Source organism: Pedobacter sp. (assembly GCF_965249885.1).
Classification (GTDB): domain Bacteria; phylum Bacteroidota; class Bacteroidia; order Sphingobacteriales; family Sphingobacteriaceae; genus Pedobacter.
This window is the reverse complement of sequence record NZ_OZ252254.1, coordinates 3,014,306-3,035,130: the sequence shown is the minus strand read 5'-3', so window position 1 is coordinate 3,035,130 and position 20,825 is coordinate 3,014,306. Positions and strand designations below refer to the sequence as shown.

Annotated in this window: 19 protein-coding genes; 8 read left to right on the top strand and 11 right to left on the bottom strand. The window is 38.4% G+C overall.

Annotated elements, in window-relative coordinates:
* Window positions 1-7: 7 nt before the first annotated feature.
* Together ACY2A0_RS12940 and ACY2A0_RS12935 are read left to right on the top strand one after the other, a co-directional pair.
* The gene (locus ACY2A0_RS12940) at window positions 8-577 is read left to right on the top strand and encodes a hypothetical protein (protein ID WP_461789939.1); all 570 of its coding nucleotides are present in this window, start codon (window positions 8-10) and stop codon (window positions 575-577) included.
* Window positions 578-587: 10 nt separating this feature from the next.
* The gene (locus ACY2A0_RS12935) at window positions 588-1,010 is read left to right on the top strand and encodes a secondary thiamine-phosphate synthase enzyme YjbQ (protein ID WP_461789938.1); all 423 of its coding nucleotides are present in this window, start codon (window positions 588-590) and stop codon (window positions 1,008-1,010) included.
* 1 nt (window position 1,011) lies between these two features.
* Here the strand turns inward: ACY2A0_RS12935 and ACY2A0_RS12930 are convergent, their stop codons facing one another.
* Together ACY2A0_RS12930 and ACY2A0_RS12925 are read right to left on the bottom strand one after the other, a co-directional pair.
* Window positions 1,012-1,731: a LytR/AlgR family response regulator transcription factor gene (locus ACY2A0_RS12930; protein ID WP_461789937.1), complete on the bottom strand. Its 720-nt coding sequence runs from the start codon at window positions 1,729-1,731 to the stop codon at window positions 1,012-1,014.
* Window positions 1,731-2,822: a sensor histidine kinase gene (locus ACY2A0_RS12925; protein ID WP_461789936.1), complete on the bottom strand. Its 1,092-nt coding sequence runs from the start codon at window positions 2,820-2,822 to the stop codon at window positions 1,731-1,733. Before ACY2A0_RS12925 ends, ACY2A0_RS12930 begins: the two co-directional genes overlap by 1 nt.
* 225 nt (window positions 2,823-3,047) lie before the next feature.
* On the opposite strand from ACY2A0_RS12925, the gene ACY2A0_RS12920 reads away from it, so the two are divergent.
* Window positions 3,048-3,365, top strand: a complete 318-nt coding sequence (locus ACY2A0_RS12920) for a hypothetical protein (protein ID WP_461789935.1) — start codon at window positions 3,048-3,050, stop codon at window positions 3,363-3,365.
* Between the two features lie 104 nt (window positions 3,366-3,469).
* Here the strand turns inward: ACY2A0_RS12920 and ispG are convergent, their stop codons facing one another.
* The 5 genes from ispG to ACY2A0_RS12895 all read right to left on the bottom strand — a co-directional run bounded on the left by ispG (window position 3,470) and on the right by ACY2A0_RS12895 (window position 8,702).
* Window positions 3,470-5,473 (bottom strand): (E)-4-hydroxy-3-methylbut-2-enyl-diphosphate synthase, encoded by a 2,004-nt coding sequence (gene ispG / locus ACY2A0_RS12915; protein WP_461789934.1) that lies wholly within the window; start codon window positions 5,471-5,473, stop codon window positions 3,470-3,472.
* Between the two features lie 84 nt (window positions 5,474-5,557).
* Window positions 5,558-6,157, bottom strand: coding sequence for an RDD family protein (locus ACY2A0_RS12910; protein WP_461789933.1), 600 nt, complete (start codon window positions 6,155-6,157; stop codon window positions 5,558-5,560).
* A 121-nt stretch (window positions 6,158-6,278) separates the two neighbouring features.
* The gene (locus ACY2A0_RS12905) at window positions 6,279-7,265 is read right to left on the bottom strand and encodes a LiaF transmembrane domain-containing protein (RefSeq protein ID WP_461789932.1); all 987 of its coding nucleotides are present in this window, start codon (window positions 7,263-7,265) and stop codon (window positions 6,279-6,281) included.
* 55 nt (window positions 7,266-7,320) lie between these two features.
* Entirely contained in the window at window positions 7,321-7,998 is a 678-nt protein-coding gene (locus ACY2A0_RS12900) for a PspC domain-containing protein (protein WP_461789931.1), read from the bottom strand.
* A 14-nt stretch (window positions 7,999-8,012) separates the two neighbouring features.
* On the bottom strand, window positions 8,013-8,702 hold the full coding sequence (locus ACY2A0_RS12895; RefSeq protein WP_461789930.1) for an SDR family oxidoreductase: 690 nt from the start codon (window positions 8,700-8,702) through the stop codon (window positions 8,013-8,015).
* 181 nt (window positions 8,703-8,883) lie between these two features.
* Here ACY2A0_RS12895 and ACY2A0_RS12890 point away from each other — a divergent pair, with 181 nt between their 5' ends.
* From ACY2A0_RS12890 to ACY2A0_RS12875, 4 genes are all read left to right on the top strand, one after another.
* Complete coding sequence (locus ACY2A0_RS12890) at window positions 8,884-9,618, top strand: MlaE family ABC transporter permease (protein WP_461789929.1); 735 nt, start codon at window positions 8,884-8,886, stop codon at window positions 9,616-9,618.
* On the top strand, window positions 9,615-10,367 hold the full coding sequence (locus ACY2A0_RS12885; protein ID WP_113637815.1) for an ABC transporter ATP-binding protein: 753 nt from the start codon (window positions 9,615-9,617) through the stop codon (window positions 10,365-10,367). The genes ACY2A0_RS12890 and ACY2A0_RS12885 overlap by 4 nt, the downstream gene beginning before the upstream one ends.
* Window positions 10,368-10,459: 92 nt before the next feature.
* On the top strand, window positions 10,460-11,341 hold the full coding sequence (locus tag ACY2A0_RS12880; protein WP_461789928.1) for a class I SAM-dependent methyltransferase: 882 nt from the start codon (window positions 10,460-10,462) through the stop codon (window positions 11,339-11,341).
* A 332-nt stretch (window positions 11,342-11,673) separates the two neighbouring features.
* Window positions 11,674-12,723, top strand: coding sequence for a hypothetical protein (locus ACY2A0_RS12875; RefSeq protein ID WP_461789927.1), 1,050 nt, complete (start codon window positions 11,674-11,676; stop codon window positions 12,721-12,723).
* 164 nt (window positions 12,724-12,887) lie between these two features.
* Here ACY2A0_RS12875 and ACY2A0_RS12870 read toward each other — a convergent pair whose 3' ends face one another.
* The 4 genes from ACY2A0_RS12870 to ACY2A0_RS12855 form a co-directional block, all read right to left on the bottom strand.
* Complete coding sequence (locus ACY2A0_RS12870) at window positions 12,888-13,964, bottom strand: acyl-CoA dehydrogenase family protein (protein ID WP_461789926.1); 1,077 nt, start codon at window positions 13,962-13,964, stop codon at window positions 12,888-12,890.
* A gap of 66 nt (window positions 13,965-14,030) precedes the next feature.
* Window positions 14,031-14,654, bottom strand: a complete 624-nt coding sequence (gene pnuC, locus ACY2A0_RS12865; RefSeq protein ID WP_461789925.1) for a nicotinamide riboside transporter PnuC — start codon at window positions 14,652-14,654, stop codon at window positions 14,031-14,033.
* A 296-nt stretch (window positions 14,655-14,950) separates the two neighbouring features.
* Entirely contained in the window at window positions 14,951-15,352 is a 402-nt protein-coding gene (locus ACY2A0_RS12860; RefSeq protein ID WP_461789924.1) for a hypothetical protein, read from the bottom strand.
* Between the two features lie 76 nt (window positions 15,353-15,428).
* Window positions 15,429-18,272: a DNA gyrase/topoisomerase IV subunit A gene (locus tag ACY2A0_RS12855; protein WP_461789923.1), complete on the bottom strand. Its 2,844-nt coding sequence runs from the start codon at window positions 18,270-18,272 to the stop codon at window positions 15,429-15,431.
* Between the two features lie 470 nt (window positions 18,273-18,742).
* Here ACY2A0_RS12855 and ligA point away from each other — a divergent pair, with 470 nt between their 5' ends.
* The gene (gene ligA / locus ACY2A0_RS12850) at window positions 18,743-20,758 is read left to right on the top strand and encodes an NAD-dependent DNA ligase LigA (protein WP_461789922.1); all 2,016 of its coding nucleotides are present in this window, start codon (window positions 18,743-18,745) and stop codon (window positions 20,756-20,758) included.
* Window positions 20,759-20,825 lie beyond the last annotated feature (67 nt).

Sequence of the window (20,825 nt, the reverse complement as noted above, 5' to 3'; positions counted from 1 at the left end):
TAGCTGGATGAAAAACTATCTAATTTACCTATTGATTGGTGGTATATTCCTTTCCTGTAACACCAAACCGAAAACTTCTTCTCAACCGAAAGACATTCCTCCCACAGGATATACGCCTCTGGTGATGAAACCAGTTAGCAGAGCTGATACTGCAATTGACGTTAATGTTGATGCAATGGAAAATAACTATGCGTTTTATGATATTATTGTTGCCGATACCGGAACGAATTATCAGCAGTTGCAGCGACAAATGCTGGTATTGAAGGACAAATTGCAAGTTGATATTGATTCTATGGGAAGATATTACGACAGTAAACAAAAGAAAATTATCCTACCAAAAACGGATAGTGATGAAATATATGCTGGTGAATATTTTCCCAGAAGAATTGTTTCGTCTACATTAAGTATCGAGTATTTAAAACAATATAAAAAAGATGCAAATCAACAAACTTTAGCAATTATCAGTGGGATTTTCGATGATGCTAAATCAGCAGATAGTGCCTTAAGCGCAGCAAAAAAATATAATGCTAATGCGTTTAAGGTAAACGCAAAACTGTATGTAGGTTGCATGCACTAATATAAAAAATATGCAATTTTTTCAACGACAAATATCACTTCGAGCCCGCAGCCGCGGTTTCCACTTGGTTTCCGAGGAGATACTCCAATCAATTCCAGAAGTTAAAAATATTAAAGTAGGGATGCTACAAGTTTTTATCCAACATACTTCAGCTTCGCTTACTATTAATGAAAATGCAGATCCAACGGTACGCCTAGATTTTGAAACTTGGATGAACAAAGCCGTTCCAGAAGGAGATCCAGATTACGAACATGATTACGAAGGTGATGATGACATGCCAGCGCACATTAAATCATCCCTAATGGGAGCTTCGGTTTTAATTCCAATAACCAATGGAAAGTTAAATTTAGGCACTTGGCAAGGAATTTATCTTTGTGAGCATCGCAACCATGGTGGCAGCAGAAGGGCTGTTATTAGCGCTTGGGGAAACTAAATCATGTCAACTGCAAACATTTAATAGCCTGTTGCTTGTAATTTCTTCCGATGGGAAGCTCCTTACCCAAAATCTCAACGGCATGTGCGTAATAACTTTCTACTTTATTGGTGGCTACGATGAATGATTTGTGTATCCTACAAAATTGATCTTCGGGCAACAATTCCTCCAAAATTGAAATTTTCTGTTTACTGATAAGCACTTTATCCACCAAAACTACTTTCACGTAATCCCTAATACTCTCTATCCAATAAATATCTTTTACGTTAACTTTTACCGTTTTTCTATCCACTTTTAAATACAAAAACTTATTAATGTCGTTTACATAAGTGCTTTCTGGAAATACTGTAGCCTGCTTTTTAGCACCCATTGAGGTGAGTACTTTATCCATTGCTTTTAAAAACCTGTTGAATGAAATTGGCTTCACCAGATAATCAACCGCATCCAGCTCAAAACCTTCCACAGCAAATTCGGTAAAGGCAGTAGTAAAAATCACTTTCGGCGGATTTTTTAAGCTTTTCAAAAGTTCAACGCCATTTATTCCTGGCATTTTTACATCGAGGAACATCAAATCAACGGTTTTTCGTTGAAGGGTATGGAAAGCACTCATTCCATCTGTACAAGTTTCTACGACTTCAACCTCCGGAAAATGCGTCAAATATTTTGCAATTATGTCTAACGCATGTGGCTCATCATCAACGATAACAGCTTTAATTTTCATTAAATCATTTCCTTTTTAAGTAAATTAATTTTTAAAATCACAACAAACATCTCCTCTTCATCAAAAATCTTGAGTTGGTGCGCTTTAGGATAAATTAAATCCAGACGCTTCTTCAAATTATATATTCCAATACTCCCCTGCCTTACTTCGTTGGAGCTTTCCTCTGGCTTACTATTGTTTATTTTAAAAGTGAGTAAATCTTTCTCAACTTTTAACTCCATATTGATCCAAGCTTGACCAACTTTTTCACCGGCACCATGTTTAAAAGCATTTTCAACGAGTGGTAGTAAAAACAACGGGGCAATTTCCAAATTGTCAAGATCACCTTCTATCGCAAAGTTGAAATCTAGCCGTTCTTCATAACGCATACGCTCCAATAGGACAAAATTCTCCAACATTTCAACATCTTTCTTCAAAGGCACACTTTCTACATCACATTCGTAAAGCATGTACCTTAAAATTTCCGAGAGTCCTAAAACTATCTCTGGTGATTTTGGAGAATTATTTAGCGTTAAGGCGTACAAATTATTTAATGTATTGAATAAAAAATGTGGGTGTACTTGCGCTTTTAGCAAATGAAGTTCTGCTTGTAGCGCAGCGTTATGACGTTGATACCAAGATTGAAAAAATTTGATCGCAATGGCCGACCAAATCACCAAGTTTGTGCCTCGGAAAGCATTGAGGTAGTACACCATGTTAGAGAACCGGTCCCAAAATGACCCTCTAACTTTTGACCAACCACTGTAGCCCAAGCTTTTCAAATAATTATCTAATTCAGGCTCAACTATAAGGATATCAAAAAGTCGAGTTAAACCTGGCATTACTGCTACAAAAATTAAGAGTACTATAGCGAATTGCAGGTATTTCCTAGTAATGAGATAACGGGGGATAATGAAGTAAGCTACAGTATAAAAGTAAATGATGTGTATTGGCAAAAGCATCAAGTTCACTTTTAATGCCATCAAAATACTTTGCTTTTCATAACCGTACACGAAAGCAGTAAGTAACCAAGCCATGATCCAAAACGCAGCATGTTGCGCTATCCGTTGCTTAGGAGTTCTTTGCGCTTGGAAATTTTCTAAGTCTTGCATTAATCAAAAATACATTTACCGAGTCAATCTTCCACCAATTTAAGTATAAACGACATCGAATTAAAGACAAACGACCGCAAACGCGACATAAGATTTAACTCATTGGCTACAAAAGCATTTCGTACAACAAAAAAGAGCAGTTATCACCTAATTATTCCTTTATAGCATCAAGGTTTGCTTAGAGAAAAATAAGCAATCAAATTGCATTAAATAAATAGTAAGAAAATGAAAAAGTTAAACCTCATCTTTTTGCTAACGGTGGCGCTAGCAGCTGTGGCAAAAGCTCAAATAAAAGGAAATAAACCATCAAACTTTGCTAACTGGGTTATAGAGAGCAATGTAAAAACGCCAAAAAATGCAACTGTTAAATTTTACAACAGCAGGCAAGAGCTTATTTACCAAGAAGAAGTTGCCGGAGTAAAGCTAAATGTAAAAAGCAGAAATGTAGTTGAAAAGTTAAACGCGATATTAACCCGCTTAGTGACGGAAGGAAATGAAGCTATCTCTGCAAATCTAGTGACGGCAAAACTTCATAAAAAGTAAAAAATACGGAAGAGTAAACCGAGGGAGCGAACACAAGCAATCTATTTGTTTAATGAATTAAAAATGCGATAGTTTAAAAATACCACCCAGCTTATCGCTCCCTTTTACTCTTTATCCACCCAGTTGCCATCTTCTCGGATAATTCCAATTAACTCCTCAATAGCATTCGCAGTTTTCACGTTTTTCTTTACTACTTCCTGTCCACGGTAGAGTGTAATTTTATCTATCCCCGCTCCTACGTATCCGTAATCTGCATCAGCCATTTCACCAGGGCCATTTACAATACAGCCCATGATACCAATTTTAATCCCCTTAAGATGTGATGTACGTGCTCTTATGGCTTGCGTAGTTTCCTGCAAATCGAACAGGGTACGTCCGCAGCTTGGGCAAGAGATATATTCCGTTTTTGAGATACGGGTGCGGGTAGCCTGCAAAATTCCAAATGAGGTAGAGTTGATAGTTTCCAAAGCAATGCCGCTTGCGTTAAGCCAAACACCATCGCCAAAACCATCCAGCAACAGTCCACCAAAATCAGTTGAGCTGTACAGTTGAAAATCTTCCAAGTTAATTTCTCCAAAGTTTCGTTCAATTACTACTGGGATTTTTATTCCGGCTTCTAATAATTTCACAAAAGCTAAGCGGATTGTTTGCATGGCATTTTCCTTCTGCGTAGTCAATACTAAAACTACATTATGCAAATTTTGCAACTGCTCTACCGATAGCTCTTCGGCTTTCACCTTTACAAAATTCAATCGTTCATCCTTAACTGCTGCTTCTGAAAAATCTGTTATATCAAATAAAGGATGGCAATTTTGCTGATTAGTTAGGCGCAACCAAGTTGGATAATTATACAACTGTTTTAATCCGCCAGGAAATGAAAACGAAGGCAACTGATCACCTAAATAAACCAAATCACAAGCTTGGTCGGTTAGGTTGTATTTATCCAGCAAAGCCGAATATTGGAAACCTACATTGTTCAAAACAGCTGGATCTTTAAGGTTTTCTTTTTCCAGATTGATGATTACCCGAGGAACTTGATGACCTCCAAAGTTTTCTATCTCTACTGTATCCCTGCGCTTGTATTGGAATGGGTTATAAACAGATTGAAAAGTTGGAAGGTTGGAAGATTGGAAAGTTGGAAGATTGGAAGATTGGAGGGATATTGCCTCTTCACTTCGAACCTCGGACTTCGGACTTCCGGACTTTCTTTCAAAACGTTTAGCCAAAGCTTTAGCTACTGGTGCCTCAAATTCTGGATCTTCAGTTAACGACACCCTAATTGTGTCACCCAAACCATCAGCTAATAAAGCTCCAATTCCCACGGCAGATTTGATACGGCCATCTTCCCCATCTCCGGCTTCAGTAACGCCTAAATGTAAAGGGTAATTCATGCCCTCTTTCACCATCGTTTCTACCAAAAGGCGATAAGCTTGCACCATCACTTGGGTATTACTAGCTTTCATGGAAATCACCAAATTGTAGTAATTAAGGCTTTCGCACATGCGGATAAATTCCATCGCGGATTCGACCATACCATGTGGGGTATCGCCGTACCTGCTCATAATACGATCAGAAAGCGATCCGTGGTTGGTGCCAATACGCATTGCGGTACCATACTCTTTACACACTTTAACTAGTGGCGCAAATTTCTGATAGATACGCTCTAGTTCTGCTTGGTACGCGGTATCTGTATAATCGATGTTTTCGAACTTCTTTTTATCGGCGTAGTTACCGGGATTTACACGAACTTTTTCGATTAACCTGGCAGCCACTTCAGCCGCATTTGGCGTAAAATGAATATCAGCAACAAGCGGTACATTATAACCACGTAAGCGTAGCTCCTTTTTAATATTTGCTAAATTTTCTGCTTCCTTAATACTTGGAGCGGTAATCCGCACATACTCGCAACCACTTTCTACCATGCGGATGGTTTGCTCTACGGTACCAATGGTGTCCATGGTATCAGTGGTTGTCATCGATTGAATACGTATGGGATGATGCGCACCCATTGGTATATCTCCAATTTGCACTTCACGTGTTACAAACCTACTGTATTCGGTTAAGCTATTGCAATAACCGCCGTTTAACAAAATTGCTTCTTTCTGCATGGTGATACAAAGATAGGTCAAAAGTTGAAAGAGAAAAGGAAAATGTAAAGACTTGAAATTAGGTAAACAAATTAGATTTTCTACCTACAACAATCTTTCCTTAACTACTAAGGTGCTAACAATAACATCGTGTAAGCATTGTTGTTTTTTATTTAAGAAGCAGTAGAGATAACCCAAACCTAATGTAGCATTAGATGTGATTTTGGCGACATTTCTTAGCAGCGCAGCGCCGAAAGTTAATCGTTGACCAAACTCATTAGTCACTTTAATGTCCATTAGCTTTTTACCGATGCTACCCTGCGTTTTTGAGGCATCGGCAATGCTGCAATAAACAAATTTTGTAAAGGGAACTAACATGAAAAATGCAAAAACTAATGCTATCCTACTTTCCTTATCTTCAAAAAACAGTACAGCAATAGCCAAAATAATAGCATAAACTACCACAATTAAAAAATAATCGATTGCCCATGCCATTAACCGCTGGTCAAAACTGGCGAAATATTGTGGTGTATGCTTAGGGACATTAAATCCGAGCAGCTCTCTCAACTCTTGTAGTTCATGCGCTTCTTTGTAGTCGTCCATACCAGGCTTCCTCACAAAAGTATCTGGAAAAATTTCCATTTTTTTGAGCTGCTCCAAAGTGTAAGGCCCCTGAGGTTTTCCTTTAATAACGATAGTGTACAATGCGATATTGAGATTAAAAAGCTAAAGTTAAAAGTTAATGCGATAGGAACAGGACATCAAACAAAAAACTTCTAAAAGACTAGGCAATTAGAAGCTTTTACTGTAAATTTTACTTTTTACTTTAATAAGTGTCTACTTCGAAACTAGCTAAACCGCCATCCAAATTAATGAATATCTTATTTTTTGAAGTGTTAAAGTTTGGTGTTTCATAATAGCCATCGTCTTTTTTAACGAAGCCTTTAAAATCTTTAGACGCCAATCCAGTATGTGTTTTAATGCGACAACCAGAAGCTTTAGGCACACTAATTTCAACATTAGAAACTCCAGTCTTTATTTTTAAATCAGTAATTGGTAACAATTGCCCTACCTTAATTTTTAAATCGGCAGCACCTCCATCAAAATTTAAAGTTCTGATTTTATATTTTGTTAAGTCAAAATTAAGATCGCCAGCGCCAAGTTTCAGGTTCATTTCCCACATTGGCTGCGTGTTTAACCTAACATTTACCTTACTTGTACCTGCATTGAACGACCATTTGTTTTTACCGTTTTTACGTGTACTGTTCATTTTGAACGTAAGTGTGTTGGTACTATCAGTTGTTGTTTTAGCCAGAGAAAACTCCCCTTTCCTTTTCACAACCGAGGCTTCAAATAAACTATCTGTTGTATTTTCCAATTTAAATGAAGTACCACCACCTGATAGGTTTAGTACTGTTTTTTTACCGGAATCAGCAGCTACAAAGGGTTCAGAAAAATGAAACAAATTTCCACTCGAAATAGCGGTATCAATCGTAACATTATCATCCCAATCCACATCTGCGTCAATATTTTTATCTCTAAAAAAGCCCCACCAAGTATTGCTTGTTGGTTTCTCTTGTCCTTTAACAAATAAAAACGCAAGTGTAATGATTAGAATTGCAAGCGACACGATACTACCCGTTTGCAAACCATTTCTATTTAGTAATAAGTTAACACCAGCTATGATTAGAAATATTGGCCAAAACCCCCAAACATTTCTCCAGTAAAACTCAATTACATTTAAGTTTTCTAGTAGTAGTACGCCGCCAACAAAAAGCAGCAATACTCCCCATATAATTCTTTCGTACTTCATTTTAATTTCGGTTATGATATCCCGTTGATGGGAAGTGATTAATCAATTTTGACGACTACAGGTTATTTCCTTGCGGTGTTTCAGTTGAAGAGGGTGCTGAAGGTTCTTGATCCGTTTGACGCTCCCGCTGTTGCTGTTCTTGCCTACGTTGAGCTTCCTCTGTATCTTTCTTAAAGTTTTCCCACTCATTCTTGCGTTGATTTTTGAAAATCAAGCTAATTCCCAAGGCAACAATGGCTATTGGCCACAACTTATAAATTTTAAAGATATTGAACCAATGCGGCATGATGTCCATCTGTTTTAGCAAAAAGTAAACACCCAACACCAATAACACCAAGCCCACTACAGTTTTGCCTGTATCGTTATTTTTAGCAGCTGGCATTTGATCAAATTTAGTGGAACCATCATTATTCGGCGTGTTCCATTTGGTTTGCTCCGCTTTAGGGGCGCCACCAGCAAAAGCCTCTGGCGAGTTAAATACCGAGCCTCCCTGCGGTGTATTCTGTTTATAAAAATCAGCGAATTTTTTAAATTTCAATGTAGGATCATTATTAACAGGTGCAACAATCCAAAGTACAATGTAAGCTAAAATTCCACTTCCCGCTAAAAATATAGTCGACAGTACAAAAAGTAAGCGTACGATGGTAACGTCAATTTGCATGTATTCTGCCAAACCAGAAGCCACTCCTGCAATGGCTTTATCATGGTCGTTTCTATATAGTTTCTTGTTCATTTTTTTTCCTTTCCTTAAAAATTGAGCGGTGTTAGCACAATCTCATCCACGTTTGCCGCCGCACTCAATTGAAGTGCCATGCTAATCGACTTTGCTACATCCTCAGGTTGTACAAACTTTTCCTTTGCTAGCGTTGTACCCTCCCAAGATGAAGTATAAGTAGACCCGGGGATTACAGCTGTTACCTTTACGTGATGAGGTGCCAATTCCTTTCTCATTACATCATTAAGACTAAGCATCGCCGCCTTTGTTACACTGTAGCTACCGGCATTTTCAACCGGCGCTTTACTCGCTACTGAACAGATGTTGAAAATATGACCAGACCTTTGCGTTAACATCTGTTTACCAATGCGTTTACCCAAATAATACGCTGCGTTAACGTTCAACAACTGTTGGCTTTCAAACACCTCGTCATCTTCATCAAAAAAAGAACTCGGCACAAATGATCCTACGTTATTTACTAGCACATTTACATTTCCAGCAAACTCCATAGCACTTTCAACAAATGTGATTACTTGAGTTTTCACACTAAAATCTACTTTTAACGCTACAACTTTAACGTTGTAAGCATTCAATTCAATTGTAAGTTGTTTCAAGTCTTGCTCGCTTCTAGCACCCACTATAACGTCGTAGCCGTTTTTAGCTAACTCTATTGCAGTTGCCCTGCCGATACCTTTAGTTGCTCCAGTGATAATTGCTTTCATAATTGCCTTTTTTAAATAAACAGAATGGATTTAGTGTACACAGCGCTACATTTTATTCTCTTCTGCAAAAGAGATAATAAAATTTTAATGATGAATATTTTTTCAATAATTAGCACAAGCCAGAACATTTTTGTTGTTTCTTTGTATATTATTGAGTTAAATTAAACAAATTGTTTATTAGATGAACTTTACCAATTTTGGCCGCTACATCCTACTGCTAAAAGCTGCTTTCAAAAGGCCCGAAAAATGGAAAATATATATGAAAGCCATCTTTCAACAGATGGAATTTATTGGTGTAGGCTCATTAGGCCTGATCAGTATCATATCTACATTTATTGGCGCTGTAATGACTTTACAGATTGCTTTCCAGTTAGTGAGTGATTTCATTCCTAAAACGATCATAGGTTCGGTTAACCGAGATTCGAGTATTTTAGAGCTTAGCCCTACAATTAGCGCAATTGTATTGGCTGGAAAAATTGGCTCTGCCATATCTTCTGAAATTGGAACCATGAGGGTAACTGAACAAATTGACGCCCTCGAAATTATGGGGATCAACGCACCTGGTTATCTTATTTTACCAAAAATTATTGCAGGTATTACCATGGTACCAGTTTTAGTTATTATCTCCATGGTATTAAGTATTACCGGTGGTTATTTAGGAGGAACTTTATCAGGCGCCGTGAGTGCATCAGAATATATTCAAGGTATTACTACCGATTTTAATCCTTTCACCATCACTGTAGCATTAGTTAAAGCATTTGTTTTTGGTTTCATTATTACATCGGTACCTGCATACGAAGGTTTTTACGTTAAGGGTGGTGCATTAGAAGTAGCGCAAGCAAGTACGAGAGCAGTAGTAGTAAGCTGTATCAGCATTTTAGCATGTGATTATATTGTAACCCAACTTTTATTATGATCGAGATCAAAGACATCCATAAATCGTTTGGGGAAAACGAAGTATTAAAGGGAATTTCAGGAAAATTTGAGCCTGGTATCACCAACTTAATCATCGGTGGTTCTGGTTCTGGAAAAACTACGTTGCTTAAATGTATGATTGGTCTACACCATCCAGAACAAGGTAGCGTGGCTTACGATGGCAGAGATTTTACGCAGTTAAATACTGAAGAACGCATCGAAATTAGAAAAGAGATCGGCATGCTTTTTCAAGGTTCTGCCCTTTTTGATTCGATGACGGTAGAGGAAAACATCATGTTCCCACTCAACATGTTTACCGAGCAATCCAGAAGTGAGAAACTAGACCGAGTGAATTTTTGTTTGGAAAGGGTAAACTTGGAAGGCAAAAACAAGTTATTTCCTGCCGAGCTTTCGGGTGGTATGAAAAAGCGTGTGGGCATTGCTCGTGCAATTGCCATGAACCCAAAATATTTGTTTTGCGATGAGCCTAACTCGGGCTTGGATCCAAAAACCTCTATTGTAATTGATGAATTAATCAAAGAAATTACCGAAGAATACAACACCACAACTATTGTGGTTACCCATGATATGAACTCGGTAATGGGCATTGGCGATTACATTATGTTTTTACACCAAGGAAAAAAATTCTGGGAAGGTTCCAATAAAGAAATTGCCAAAACTGATATCGAGGAACTGAATGACTTCGTATTTGCTAGCCGTTTTATGAAGGCGGCGAAGGATAAATTTTAATTTCTGTATCTTTGTACCTTTTACACTAGCAAACTTGAAAATTCTACTGCTAATTTTAACTATGCGGTAAATTTTTATTTAAAAAAAGGTACATGATACAACTGCTTACACCAACCCACTGGAAAGATTACGAATTACTTGATTGCGGCGATTTTGAGAAATTGGAGCGCTTTGGCAACTTGATATTATCTAGACCAGAACCACAGGCAGTTTGGAAAAAAGCGTGGTCAACCGAAGAATGGAGAAAAAGAGCGCACATTACTTTTAGAGGAAGATCAGCTACTAGTGGCGAGTGGCTAAAGCACAACAAAAGTGCTCCAGACCGCTGGAATGTAAACTATCAAAACGATGAAGTAAGTATCAATTTACGTTTGGGCTTAACTTCATTTAAGCACGTTGGCGTATTTCCTGAGCAAGCGGTTAATTGGGATTACATTTCTTCATCCATCAAAAAATTCAAAACACCAAGCCCTAAAGTGCTTAACCTTTTTGCATACACTGGGGCGGCATCACTCATTGCAAAAGCCGCAGGAGCTGATACCACCCATGTTGACTCTATCAAGCAAGTGGTAAATTGGGCAAATGAAAATCAAGAGCTTTCCAAGCTAAAGGATGTGAGATGGGTAGTTGAAGATGCCTTGAAATTCGTAAAACGAGAACTGAAACGCGGAAAAAAATACAATGGTATCATTTTAGATCCTCCAGCATACGGACACGGGCCAAATGGTGAAAAGTGGAAACTGGAAGATCATATCCAAGAAATGATGCAAGATGTGGTTCAATTGCTGGACCCAGAAGAACACTTTCTAATTTTGAATACTTATTCGCTTGGATTCTCTTCAGTGATTGTAGAAAACTTGATTAAAACTTCATTTCCGCAGGTTAAAAATCTGGAAACTGGAGAATTATTTTTACAAGCTACGTCCGGAGTTAAATTGCCTTTAGGCGTGTTTGGAAAGTTCAGAACTGTATAATCCTTTAGATTGGGGATACTTGAAAAATTTTAGTCTATAGTCTTTCTTAGAGGATGCGGCGACAAAAAGAGAAGCCCCCATTTGCATGGAGGCCGTCCCTAAACAAAACAAACTATTATACACTAACTAAACCTTTACGAGTTTAAATTGCGTTCCCGCTAAGTGAACCCAAAGTTAAAAATTTATTTAGACTAATTATAAATAATTTAATTTTTGAAGATATAATTACAAATCGCTTCAAAACGTTTATTTTAGAAACATATTCCCAAATTGTGTCATTTCTGAGAACATTTTGTAGGATTATTATAAAAAGAAGTTGAAATTCGATGAATATGAGAATAAATAAGATCGCGAGTTTGATCTTGGTGGCGGGTGCTACCATTTGTACATTTACCTACTGCACTAGTGGTGCCAATGAAAAAAACGAGAAAAAAGCAGGTAAAGTAACCGACTCGACAAGTGCTGATACCCAAGAGCAAGCTGACCTTAAAACGCCAGTTGATTCAGCAAAATATAATGAGCTTGTGAAAGCAAACGCAAACGGCGATACTACCGGAAAATGGCCAGTTAAAAATCAGCCAATCCCTTTAGATGGTGCGATACTACCGTTCAAACGCATTGTAGTTTATTATGGCAACCTACACTCAAAAAAGATGGGCGCTTTAGGCGAATATGCACCGAAAGAAATGTGGAGCCGTTTGAATGCTGAAATTAAACATTGGGAAAAAGTAGACCCAAGTACACCTGTACAAGCTGGCTTGCATTATATTGCCGCAGTGGCAAGCGGTACGCCGGGAAAAGACGGCAAATACATCAACCGTATGGCCAATTCCCAAATTGACTCGGTATTGGCTATCGCTAAAATGCGTCCAAATACTATTGTATTTTTAGATTTACAAGTAGCGTTGAGTAATATTAAAGCAGAACTACCACATATTGAGAAATACTTGCAATTGCCTTATGTTCACTTAGGAATTGATCCAGAGTTTTCGATGAAAGATGGATCTTTACCAGGTAAAAAAATTGGAACTTATGATGCAGCCGATATCAATTACGTATCGGGCTATTTAGCAGATATGGTAAATAAATTGAATTTACCTCCAAAAGTTTTTGTGGTACACCGCTTCACTAAAAAAATGGTGACCAACTCACAAAACATCAAACTACGTCCTGAAGTACAAATTGTAATGCACATGGACGGCTGGGGTGAACCTGATCTGAAATTAGGCACCTATCGTCACTTTATTTATGGTGAACCAGTTCAGTTTACAGGTTTCAAATTATTTTACAAAAACGATTTGAAGAAAGCGCCTAATAGATTGATGACACCAGAGGAATTGATGAAATTAAAACCGCGACCAATTTACATACAATATCAGTAAGGCGGATGCCTTATTGGAACTAGGGTGCTGAAAATTCTTTGTCGCTATTTTGGTTGATAGCGTTTTGAAAGAGTTTTTGGGCACCCTTTTTCTTTTCTACATATTTGACTAAATTCTTTCTCCGCTGTTACGATTGAAGTTTTGCAGACCATGCTTGAGCTATATTAAAACGTCAATAAGGCGTGCTGACTAGCGGTATGTAAATCTCTCCAAACCCTGTTCAATTCTGTTTCGCGTTTTGCTGCTTCTAAGCCGGCATAAGGATATAATGCATCTACCATTTTTCTAGATTGATGTGCAAGCGACCTGCTTAGCCTGCTAACTTCCAGCAAAACGCTTTCATCTATAGTTCCATTGGATATCAATTGATCCCACGACGCATCAAATACTTCGTAAAAATGTTCTTTAACTGTACTTATTGTATGTGTACAAGTTGTTAGTTCATCTTTAAAAAATTCAACTTGATTAGTGTTGTAACGCTTAAAGCCTGAGCGATTGTAAAAAGCATCAGCAACTAAGTCGATAAAACGTCTTGCCATACCTAAACTATTCACCGCCAACGTAGTTTCTGCCAACTGCAAAAAAGGATAATCAAAACCTTCATCAGCTACCTTTAGCTCGTTAATTTTAAAGGATCGATTTTCAGGTACAGTTACATCGTTCACATCAAAAGCGTGACTTCCAGTAGCAACCAATCCAAAATATGACCAGCCAGATTGAATTTCTACTTCATTTCTTTTCAATATAAAAGACTTAATGATTTGATCCCCATTTTCATCCAGTAAATCAACCCCTCCCTCATTTTGAAGCACGCAATTTGCGGTGAAGATAGTGGCATGTAAAGCACCACTTGCATATTTCCAATGTCCGTTGATGACATATCCGCTTTCCGTTTCTCTGGCAGTTCCTCCAATAGCACCACTACCTGCAAAGCAAACTTTTGGATCTGCGAAAATCTCTTCCGCCAATGGTGGATCTAAAAAACCTGCAAACCAAGCAGCTCCGCTACACAAAGTCACAGTCCAAGCTGTACTCCCATCCACATAAGCTAAGTCTTCCTCTAAGCGTAAAATCTCTGGTAGCTTCTTACCTGGCCCGCCATAGGCCACAGGCACGTAAAGCTTAAACCATTCTTCTTTATAAGCGATCTCTAAAACATCTGGATGTAATTCTCCTAAGGCCTCAGATTGGGGTGCTAAGTTTAAAATGGCTTCCTGCCAAGTGTGTGTAAGTTGCTCCATGCTGAATGTTATTGATAGAAAAGTTGGAATGTTGTAAGGATCGGATAATCGGTTAATTGAAAACTGTTAACTGGAAACTGTCGACTGCTTCTTGTATATTTTCTTCCAATCGAAATACCCAAAAATGGCGACGATAAAAAGGAATAGCGTAAGCAATGCAAACATGACATAGCCTTTATGCCACATCAGTGGGATAGCTACAATATTCGAAACATTTAAAAAAATCCAATTTTCTATTTTCCTGCGGGCCAATAGCCACATGCCTGCCCAAGCGGTAGATGATACAAAAGCATCTAGAATAGGTACATCGGAATTAGTAAAATTCACCAAGGCAAAATAGAGTATGAAGTAGCCTAATATAGCAATGGCAAAAGCAGTTTGCAGCTCTTGTTTACTGGTCCAGCTAACGGGCAAAGTTTCATTTTTTGTTTTACGCCTGCTCCAAATGATCCAACCGTAAATGCTCATTACCAAGTAGTACATACTTAGTAAACTTTCCGCATAAAGGCGCACCTTCAATTTCAAATACAAAGAAAGTAGAATACCAATGATGCCCGCAGGATACAGCAGGATATTATTTCTTTTGGCTAATAGCACCTCGGTTACGCCAAAAGCAACCGCAATCCACTCTAAATAGCTGGTTGCCTTAAGCTGCTCAATAAATAAATTAAGGTATTCCTGAAACTGCATTTCTCAAAAAAATTATAGCCCGAAGGCATTAAAAATAAATTGAAAAACTGCTTTCAGGGCGAAACAGTAATTGGCTAACCTCTAAATTAATCCCTACGTCGGTATTATCCGCATCAGGTGCTTTTGAGAGGTATAAGGTTTTAGGTGTAAGGTATTAGGAAAAACCTATACCTTAGTCTTTTAGCTTAAACCTCCAAAATGGGTATAATCTCAGCCTGCCAAAATATTAGATGTTGCAAGCACCCCTTTGAGTTAAGGCAAATATATGTAATTTGCTTTCGGATAAAGAATAAATCCTAATCCATTTTTCCTATCGGTGGAGGATCACCTTTTCCTCCGATTGCTTCGAAATTTAGGTAGCGGAATTTATTATCTACGTCAATAACAATAATCACGTCTGCTTCCACAGCATTTTGACCAAAAAAAAGATACTTATAATACTGACCGTTGAATGAGACATATTTAAAAGACTTTATCGGCCCCATTAACCGGAAAATGGTGCTTAAACTTTTAGTAAATTTTCCCAAGTCCACTTTATCTTTATAAAAAGAAGCATATAGTGCATACGACTTCTCGTAGTCTTGTTTATTATAAGATTCTTTCCATTTGTTCAGCAAACTGTCAACCTTTGCATGTTGAGCCTGTGAAAAGAAGCTCATAAAATGAAGGAAAAAAACCAATACTAATAATTTCTTCATACGTACATTAATTTAAACTACAGCGCCCCTTTTAAAATTCGTAAGGCTCATATTTACAGCTAATTTTCAACAAAGATTAAAACAACGAGCCCTGCCCTTTGTCATCTATTTTGATATCTCCAGGATTGGTAATCTCAAAAGAAATCTTTTTCTTCTGCACAGGTGGTTCAGTCGGAGCTGCCGCAGGCTTCTCGTCACTCGTTTCCTTAACAGGAGTCTCTTCTTCAACAATTAACGGCTTAGCCGCCGATTTGAACGAAGGCTTAGGCTTTTGAGCTTCTAACGTTACCTCAGTTGAACCTGCTTCTTCTGATACTTCTTGGATATCTTCAGTTGCAATATCTTCACCAACTTCTGTTTCGTCCGTTTCTTCGTCTGCTATTACTTCAGGAATACCTATTTCCAGTTCAGCATCAACTAACGTCACCTGTTTCACCACATGCGGCGTCAACCGATTTCCGTTGGCTTTCCATCCTTTAACATCAATCAGGCTTGCCAATTCTAGCTCTAAAGTTTCTGGAGTTTTAGTCTTTCCTTTCTCTACGTCAACAGTCAATTTAGCTTCAGTTTTACCTGTAATTAAAACCAACTTCGAACCATTTTCTTCGCTGATAAAACTTACTACCTTCCCAACGGGCTGCACCTCAAAAGCAAATCGTTTTACGAAATAATTTTTAGCCTTACCATCGTAATGCACTGCACCAAAAACCTGCTCTGCGTTGAATTTCTGCATTAAAACAATTCCCTCATCAAAGTGGTTGCTCAGCTCAAAGGTGCTAAGTTCATAAGTACCATTAGCATACACTTGAAGAATTTTATCGTCACCGTCAAACTCACCCAGATACTTGCCTCTACCGTCAACATTTAAGCGCTTTAAAATATCGTCGTACCAAATTTTGATACCCGCCAAAGTAGACACGCCTTTAGTTTTGAGCAGTACTTTTTTGATAGGGAATTTTACTACGATATTACCCATTGATGCCCTACCTTTAATAGCGACATTAGCGAAATCAATATCGATACTCAGTTTTTTAAGCTTAGAATGTGGTTTCAGCTGAACATTAACCACTTCGGCCTCACCATTAGGATTGGCTGTAAAATACAACACCTTTGATCCTTTGGTACCTTTAGTTAAATCGTATTCCTTATCACGGGTAACACCTAAAACCGAAAAACGCTTGATGTAACTGATTCCACTTCCGCCATCCTTGTAAATCATGTTATACACAGTACGCTCATCGCCTTTTTTAAATACCTGAGCGTGAATAATGTGTTTACCGACAAATGTTTTATCCGCAACCTTTGTCACAATAAACCTACCATCCTCACGGAAAACTATAATTTCATCAATATCGGAGCAATCACCAATATATTCATCCTTTTTCAAGCCTGTACCAATAAAACCATCTTCGCGGTTCATGTACAACTTCACATTTGCCAATGCTACCTTAGCCGCTTCTACCCTATCAAATAGTCTAATCTCCGTTTTACGTTCTCTGCCTTTTCCATATTTTGCTTTAATTTTCTCAAACCAAGCAATGGCGTAGTCAGTCAAATGGCGTAAGTGGCCTCTAACCACTTTCATCTCATCCTCCAGTGACTTCATCATTTCATCTGCCTTTTTCACATCAAAACGGGTGATGCTACTCATTGGCTTATCAATTAATTTCTTAAAGTCTTCCGGCTGAATTTCACGATATAGCGATGGTTTGAATGGCTCAAACAAACGATGCAACACCGTTACAACGGTATCAAAGTCTCCAGAATTTTCGTATTCTGGATTTTTGTACATCCCCTCTTGAATAAAAATCTTGAGTAGAGAACTAAAAAACACCCTTTCCTGCAATTCATGCAAACGAATTTCAAGTTCCTGCTTCAACAGCGCCTTAGTGAACTTTGTATTCTGCTCTAAAATATCGTTTACACTTAAAAAGTGTGGCTTGTCCTCTTTAATTACACAAGTATTTGGCGATATTGACACCTCACAGTTAGTGAACGCATATAGCGCATCAATAGTTACATCTGGCGAAATACCTGGAGCCAAATGCACTACAATTTCAACATTGGCAGCCGTATTATCCTCAATTTTTTTGATTTTGATCTTACCCTTGTCATTCGCAGCTAAAATACTGTCAATCAATGATCCAGTAGTGGTACTATAAGGAATTTCGGTAATTACCAAAGTCCGTTTATCACGTTCTAAAATCTTAGCCCTTACCCTAATTTTACCTCCACGTTGGCCCTCGTTATAGTTGGAGAAATCAGCCATGCCCCCAGTAAAAAAGTCTGGTAAAATATTCGGGCGATTCCCTCTCAAAACTTCTATGGAAGCATCCAACAACTCGTTAAAGTTGTGGGGCATAATCTTGGTAGCCAAACCTACCGCAATACCTTCGGCACCTTGCGCCAACAACAAAGGAAACTTTACAGGCAGGGTAATCGGTTCGTTATTACGACCATCATAGCTCAATTGCCAAATCGTAGTGTCCGGATTAAAAACTACATCATTAGCAAATTTCGAAAGACGAGCTTCGATATAACGAGGCGCAGCGGCACTATCACCCGTAACCGGATCACCCCAGTTGCCCTGGCAGTCAATTAATAAATCCTTCTGACCAATTTGTACCATCGCATCCCCAATAGAGGCATCCCCATGCGGGTGGTACTTCATCGTATTACCAATTACGTTGGCCGCTTTATTGAAACGTCCATCGTCCATTTCCTTCAGCGAGTGCATGATCCTACGTTGCACAGGCTTAAAGCCGTCATTAATGTGCGGCACAGCCCTGTCCAAAATTACATACGAAGCGTAGTCTAAAAACCAATTTTCGTACAAACCGTTAATAGGAATTACTTTCTGTTTGCTTTCCTGCTCTTCAGGCAAGTTGGTTTCGTTTAAATCGTCCAGTTCGTCACTCATGTGGTAAAAAAAGTTTTTGGGATGCGTAAATATAAGGTTTGAAGCCCATTTTTACGAGAGAAGTTTTTAACAATTAACGCTAATAAATTGACAGCCAAGCGCTGAACTATTTGAAAAGCAGATGCAGCAATACATCGTTTCCGAAAGCCCCGCTATCCGCTGCAATCTTTTTGTTTAGTTCATTTGTCATTCCGAGGAACGAGGAATCTATTGATGCACTACGATATGCTCAGCATCACCGATAAAACACAAAAAGTATTTTCGCTGCTATCGGGTTTAAATTACAAAAGCTTTTGCTTCTAGGAGCTTTGACAAACCTCTATTCAATTTACAAACGCTTTCGACTTTTACTAAATGCTAGCTCATTAGGAGGTACGCAAACAAATGAAAACGCAGCCTTAAGCCATCCTCCCATAAACAATTTATCAATTTAACCATCAAACAATTTTACTAAACCTTATCTTCGCTCTATGTCTCTATTTTCAATTAAAGAACAAATGGATGCCTTGGTTGCAGAGCTCAACCAGCATACCTACAACTACTATGTTTTGGCCATGCCAACCATCGGCGACTATGAATTCGACAAAAAGCTCGAAGAATTAGCCAAATTGGAAAAAGAATATCCAGAATTTGCAGATCCTAACTCGCCTACTCAAAAAGTAGGTGGCGATATCACCAAAACGTTCAATACCGTTCGCCACAAATGGCCTATGTTATCCTTGGGCAATACTTACAATGAGCAAGACCTTCGCGATTTTGATGAACGTGTGCGCAAAGCTATTGGTGATAATTTCGAGTACGTTTGCGAGCTCAAATTTGACGGACTGTCTATGAGTATCACTTACGAAAATGGTAACCTACTAAGAGCGGTAACACGCGGCGATGGTACGCAGGGCGATGATGTGACTGCCAACATAAAAACTATTCACTCGATACCACACCATGTAAAAGGAAATGATGTACCCGAAACTTTTGAAATTAGAGGAGAGGTTTTTATGCACCGGGCTGCATTTGAACGCCTAAACCGCGAACGTGAAGAATTGGGAGAAGTGCCATACGCCAACCCTAGAAACTTTGCAGCGGGCACGGTGAAAATGCAAGATTCTAAGGAAGTAAAAAAACGTCCCTTAGATTGTTTTCTTTATGGCTTATACACAGATAAACAAATCTTTAAAACACATTGGGAAAGCTTAGAAGCAGTTAAAGAGTGGGGTTTTCACGTTTGCGAACATACCAAGTTAGCAAGTAATATTGATGAAGTATTGGATTTTATTCACTACTGGGATACGCAACGCTTTAAGTTAAGCTACGACATTGATGGTATTGTAATTAAAGTAAATAGTTACGGCCAGCAACAAGAACTCGGATTTACTGCAAAATCGCCTCGTTGGGCAATATCCTACAAATATAAGGCGGCAGAAGTTCAAACTGTATTGGAAAAAGTAACCTATCAGGTTGGTCGTACAGGTGCGGTAACGCCAGTGGCAAATTTAAAACCTGTGGTACTGGCTGGCACTACTGTTAAACGAGCAACTTTGCATAATGCAGACGAAATTGCTCGTTTAGACCTTCACGAGGGTGATACCGTAATGGTTGAAAAAGGAGGCGAAATCATCCCTAAAATTATCCAAGTGAATTTAGCACTTAGAAAAGCGGATGCCAAGCCAATACACTTTATTGCAAACTGTCCGGAATGTGGTACTCCGCTAATAAGAAGAGCGGGTGAAGCTGCTTACTATTGCACTAACGAAGATGGTTGCGGACCGCAAATCGTTGGAAAAATACAACATTTTATTGGTCGCAAGGCAATGAATATTGATGGATTAGGGGACGAGACTATTGAGACATTCTATAAACGTGGATTGGTTAGACACATCAGTGACTTGTACCACCTGCATGAAAAAGCGGATGAACTAAAGGCAATTGAACGATTTGGAGAAAAATCGATAGATAACATGCTGAAGGGTATCGAAAAATCTAAGGAGATGCCTTTCGAGAAAGTGCTATTTGGTTTAGGGATCAGATATGTCGGGGAAACTGTGGCAAAAAAACTGGCTATCGCTGTAAAAAATATCGACAACTTAGCCAATGCAAGTTTAGAGGAACTGACCGCTATCGATGAAATTGGAGTACGTATTGCTGAAAGCATCAACGAATACTTTGCACAAAACAGCAACATTTCGCAGATAAACGAACTAAAGAATGCAGGTTTATGCTTTCATGTAAAAGAATCTTTAAATAAGCCTCAAAGCGATAAATTAAATGGAAAAACATTTGTAATTTCGGGCGTTTTCGAAAAATATAGCAGAGATGAGTTGAAGAATTTGATAGAAGAAAATGGTGGAAAAATCTTAAGTGGCATTTCTGCCAAACTGGATTTTTTAGTAGCAGGAGATAATATGGGACCTTCCAAATTAGAAAAAGCTACTAAACTTAATATCAAGTTAATTAGCGAAGAAGAATTAGAAGCTTTGATTAACCACTAAGACACAAAGAACACTAAGAATATTATCATAAGATTCACAGCATATCTACCGTATGACTGAAGATGAA

Excerpts from the sequence above, each read along its gene's own strand:
- pnuC (WP_461789925.1), bottom strand. The coding sequence starts at position 14,654 with ATGCAGTTTCAGGAATACCTTAATTTATTTATTGAGCAGCTTAAGGCA.
- ACY2A0_RS12920 (WP_461789935.1), top strand. The coding sequence starts at position 3,048 with ATGAAAAAGTTAAACCTCATCTTTTTGCTAACGGTGGCGCTAGCAGCT.
- ACY2A0_RS12855 (WP_461789923.1), bottom strand. The coding sequence starts at position 18,272 with ATGAGTGACGAACTGGACGATTTAAACGAAACCAACTTGCCTGAAGAG.
- ACY2A0_RS12875 (WP_461789927.1), top strand. The coding sequence starts at position 11,674 with ATGAGAATAAATAAGATCGCGAGTTTGATCTTGGTGGCGGGTGCTACC.
- ispG (WP_461789934.1), bottom strand. The coding sequence starts at position 5,473 with ATGCAGAAAGAAGCAATTTTGTTAAACGGCGGTTATTGCAATAGCTTA.
- ACY2A0_RS12870 (WP_461789926.1), bottom strand. The coding sequence starts at position 13,964 with ATGGAGCAACTTACACACACTTGGCAGGAAGCCATTTTAAACTTAGCA.
- ACY2A0_RS12905 (WP_461789932.1), bottom strand. The coding sequence starts at position 7,265 with ATGAAGTACGAAAGAATTATATGGGGAGTATTGCTGCTTTTTGTTGGC.
- ACY2A0_RS12925 (WP_461789936.1), bottom strand. The coding sequence starts at position 2,822 with ATGCAAGACTTAGAAAATTTCCAAGCGCAAAGAACTCCTAAGCAACGG.
- ACY2A0_RS12935 (WP_461789938.1), top strand. The coding sequence starts at position 588 with ATGCAATTTTTTCAACGACAAATATCACTTCGAGCCCGCAGCCGCGGT.
- ACY2A0_RS12895 (WP_461789930.1), bottom strand. The coding sequence starts at position 8,702 with ATGAAAGCAATTATCACTGGAGCAACTAAAGGTATCGGCAGGGCAACT.
- ACY2A0_RS12860 (WP_461789924.1), bottom strand. The coding sequence starts at position 15,352 with ATGAAGAAATTATTAGTATTGGTTTTTTTCCTTCATTTTATGAGCTTC.
- ACY2A0_RS12930 (WP_461789937.1), bottom strand. The coding sequence starts at position 1,731 with ATGAAAATTAAAGCTGTTATCGTTGATGATGAGCCACATGCGTTAGAC.
- ligA (WP_461789922.1), top strand. The coding sequence starts at position 18,743 with ATGTCTCTATTTTCAATTAAAGAACAAATGGATGCCTTGGTTGCAGAG.
- ACY2A0_RS12885 (WP_113637815.1), top strand. The coding sequence starts at position 9,615 with ATGATCGAGATCAAAGACATCCATAAATCGTTTGGGGAAAACGAAGTA.
- ACY2A0_RS12940 (WP_461789939.1), top strand. The coding sequence starts at position 8 with ATGAAAAACTATCTAATTTACCTATTGATTGGTGGTATATTCCTTTCC.
- ACY2A0_RS12890 (WP_461789929.1), top strand. The coding sequence starts at position 8,884 with ATGAACTTTACCAATTTTGGCCGCTACATCCTACTGCTAAAAGCTGCT.
- ACY2A0_RS12900 (WP_461789931.1), bottom strand. The coding sequence starts at position 7,998 with ATGAACAAGAAACTATATAGAAACGACCATGATAAAGCCATTGCAGGA.
- ACY2A0_RS12880 (WP_461789928.1), top strand. The coding sequence starts at position 10,460 with ATGATACAACTGCTTACACCAACCCACTGGAAAGATTACGAATTACTT.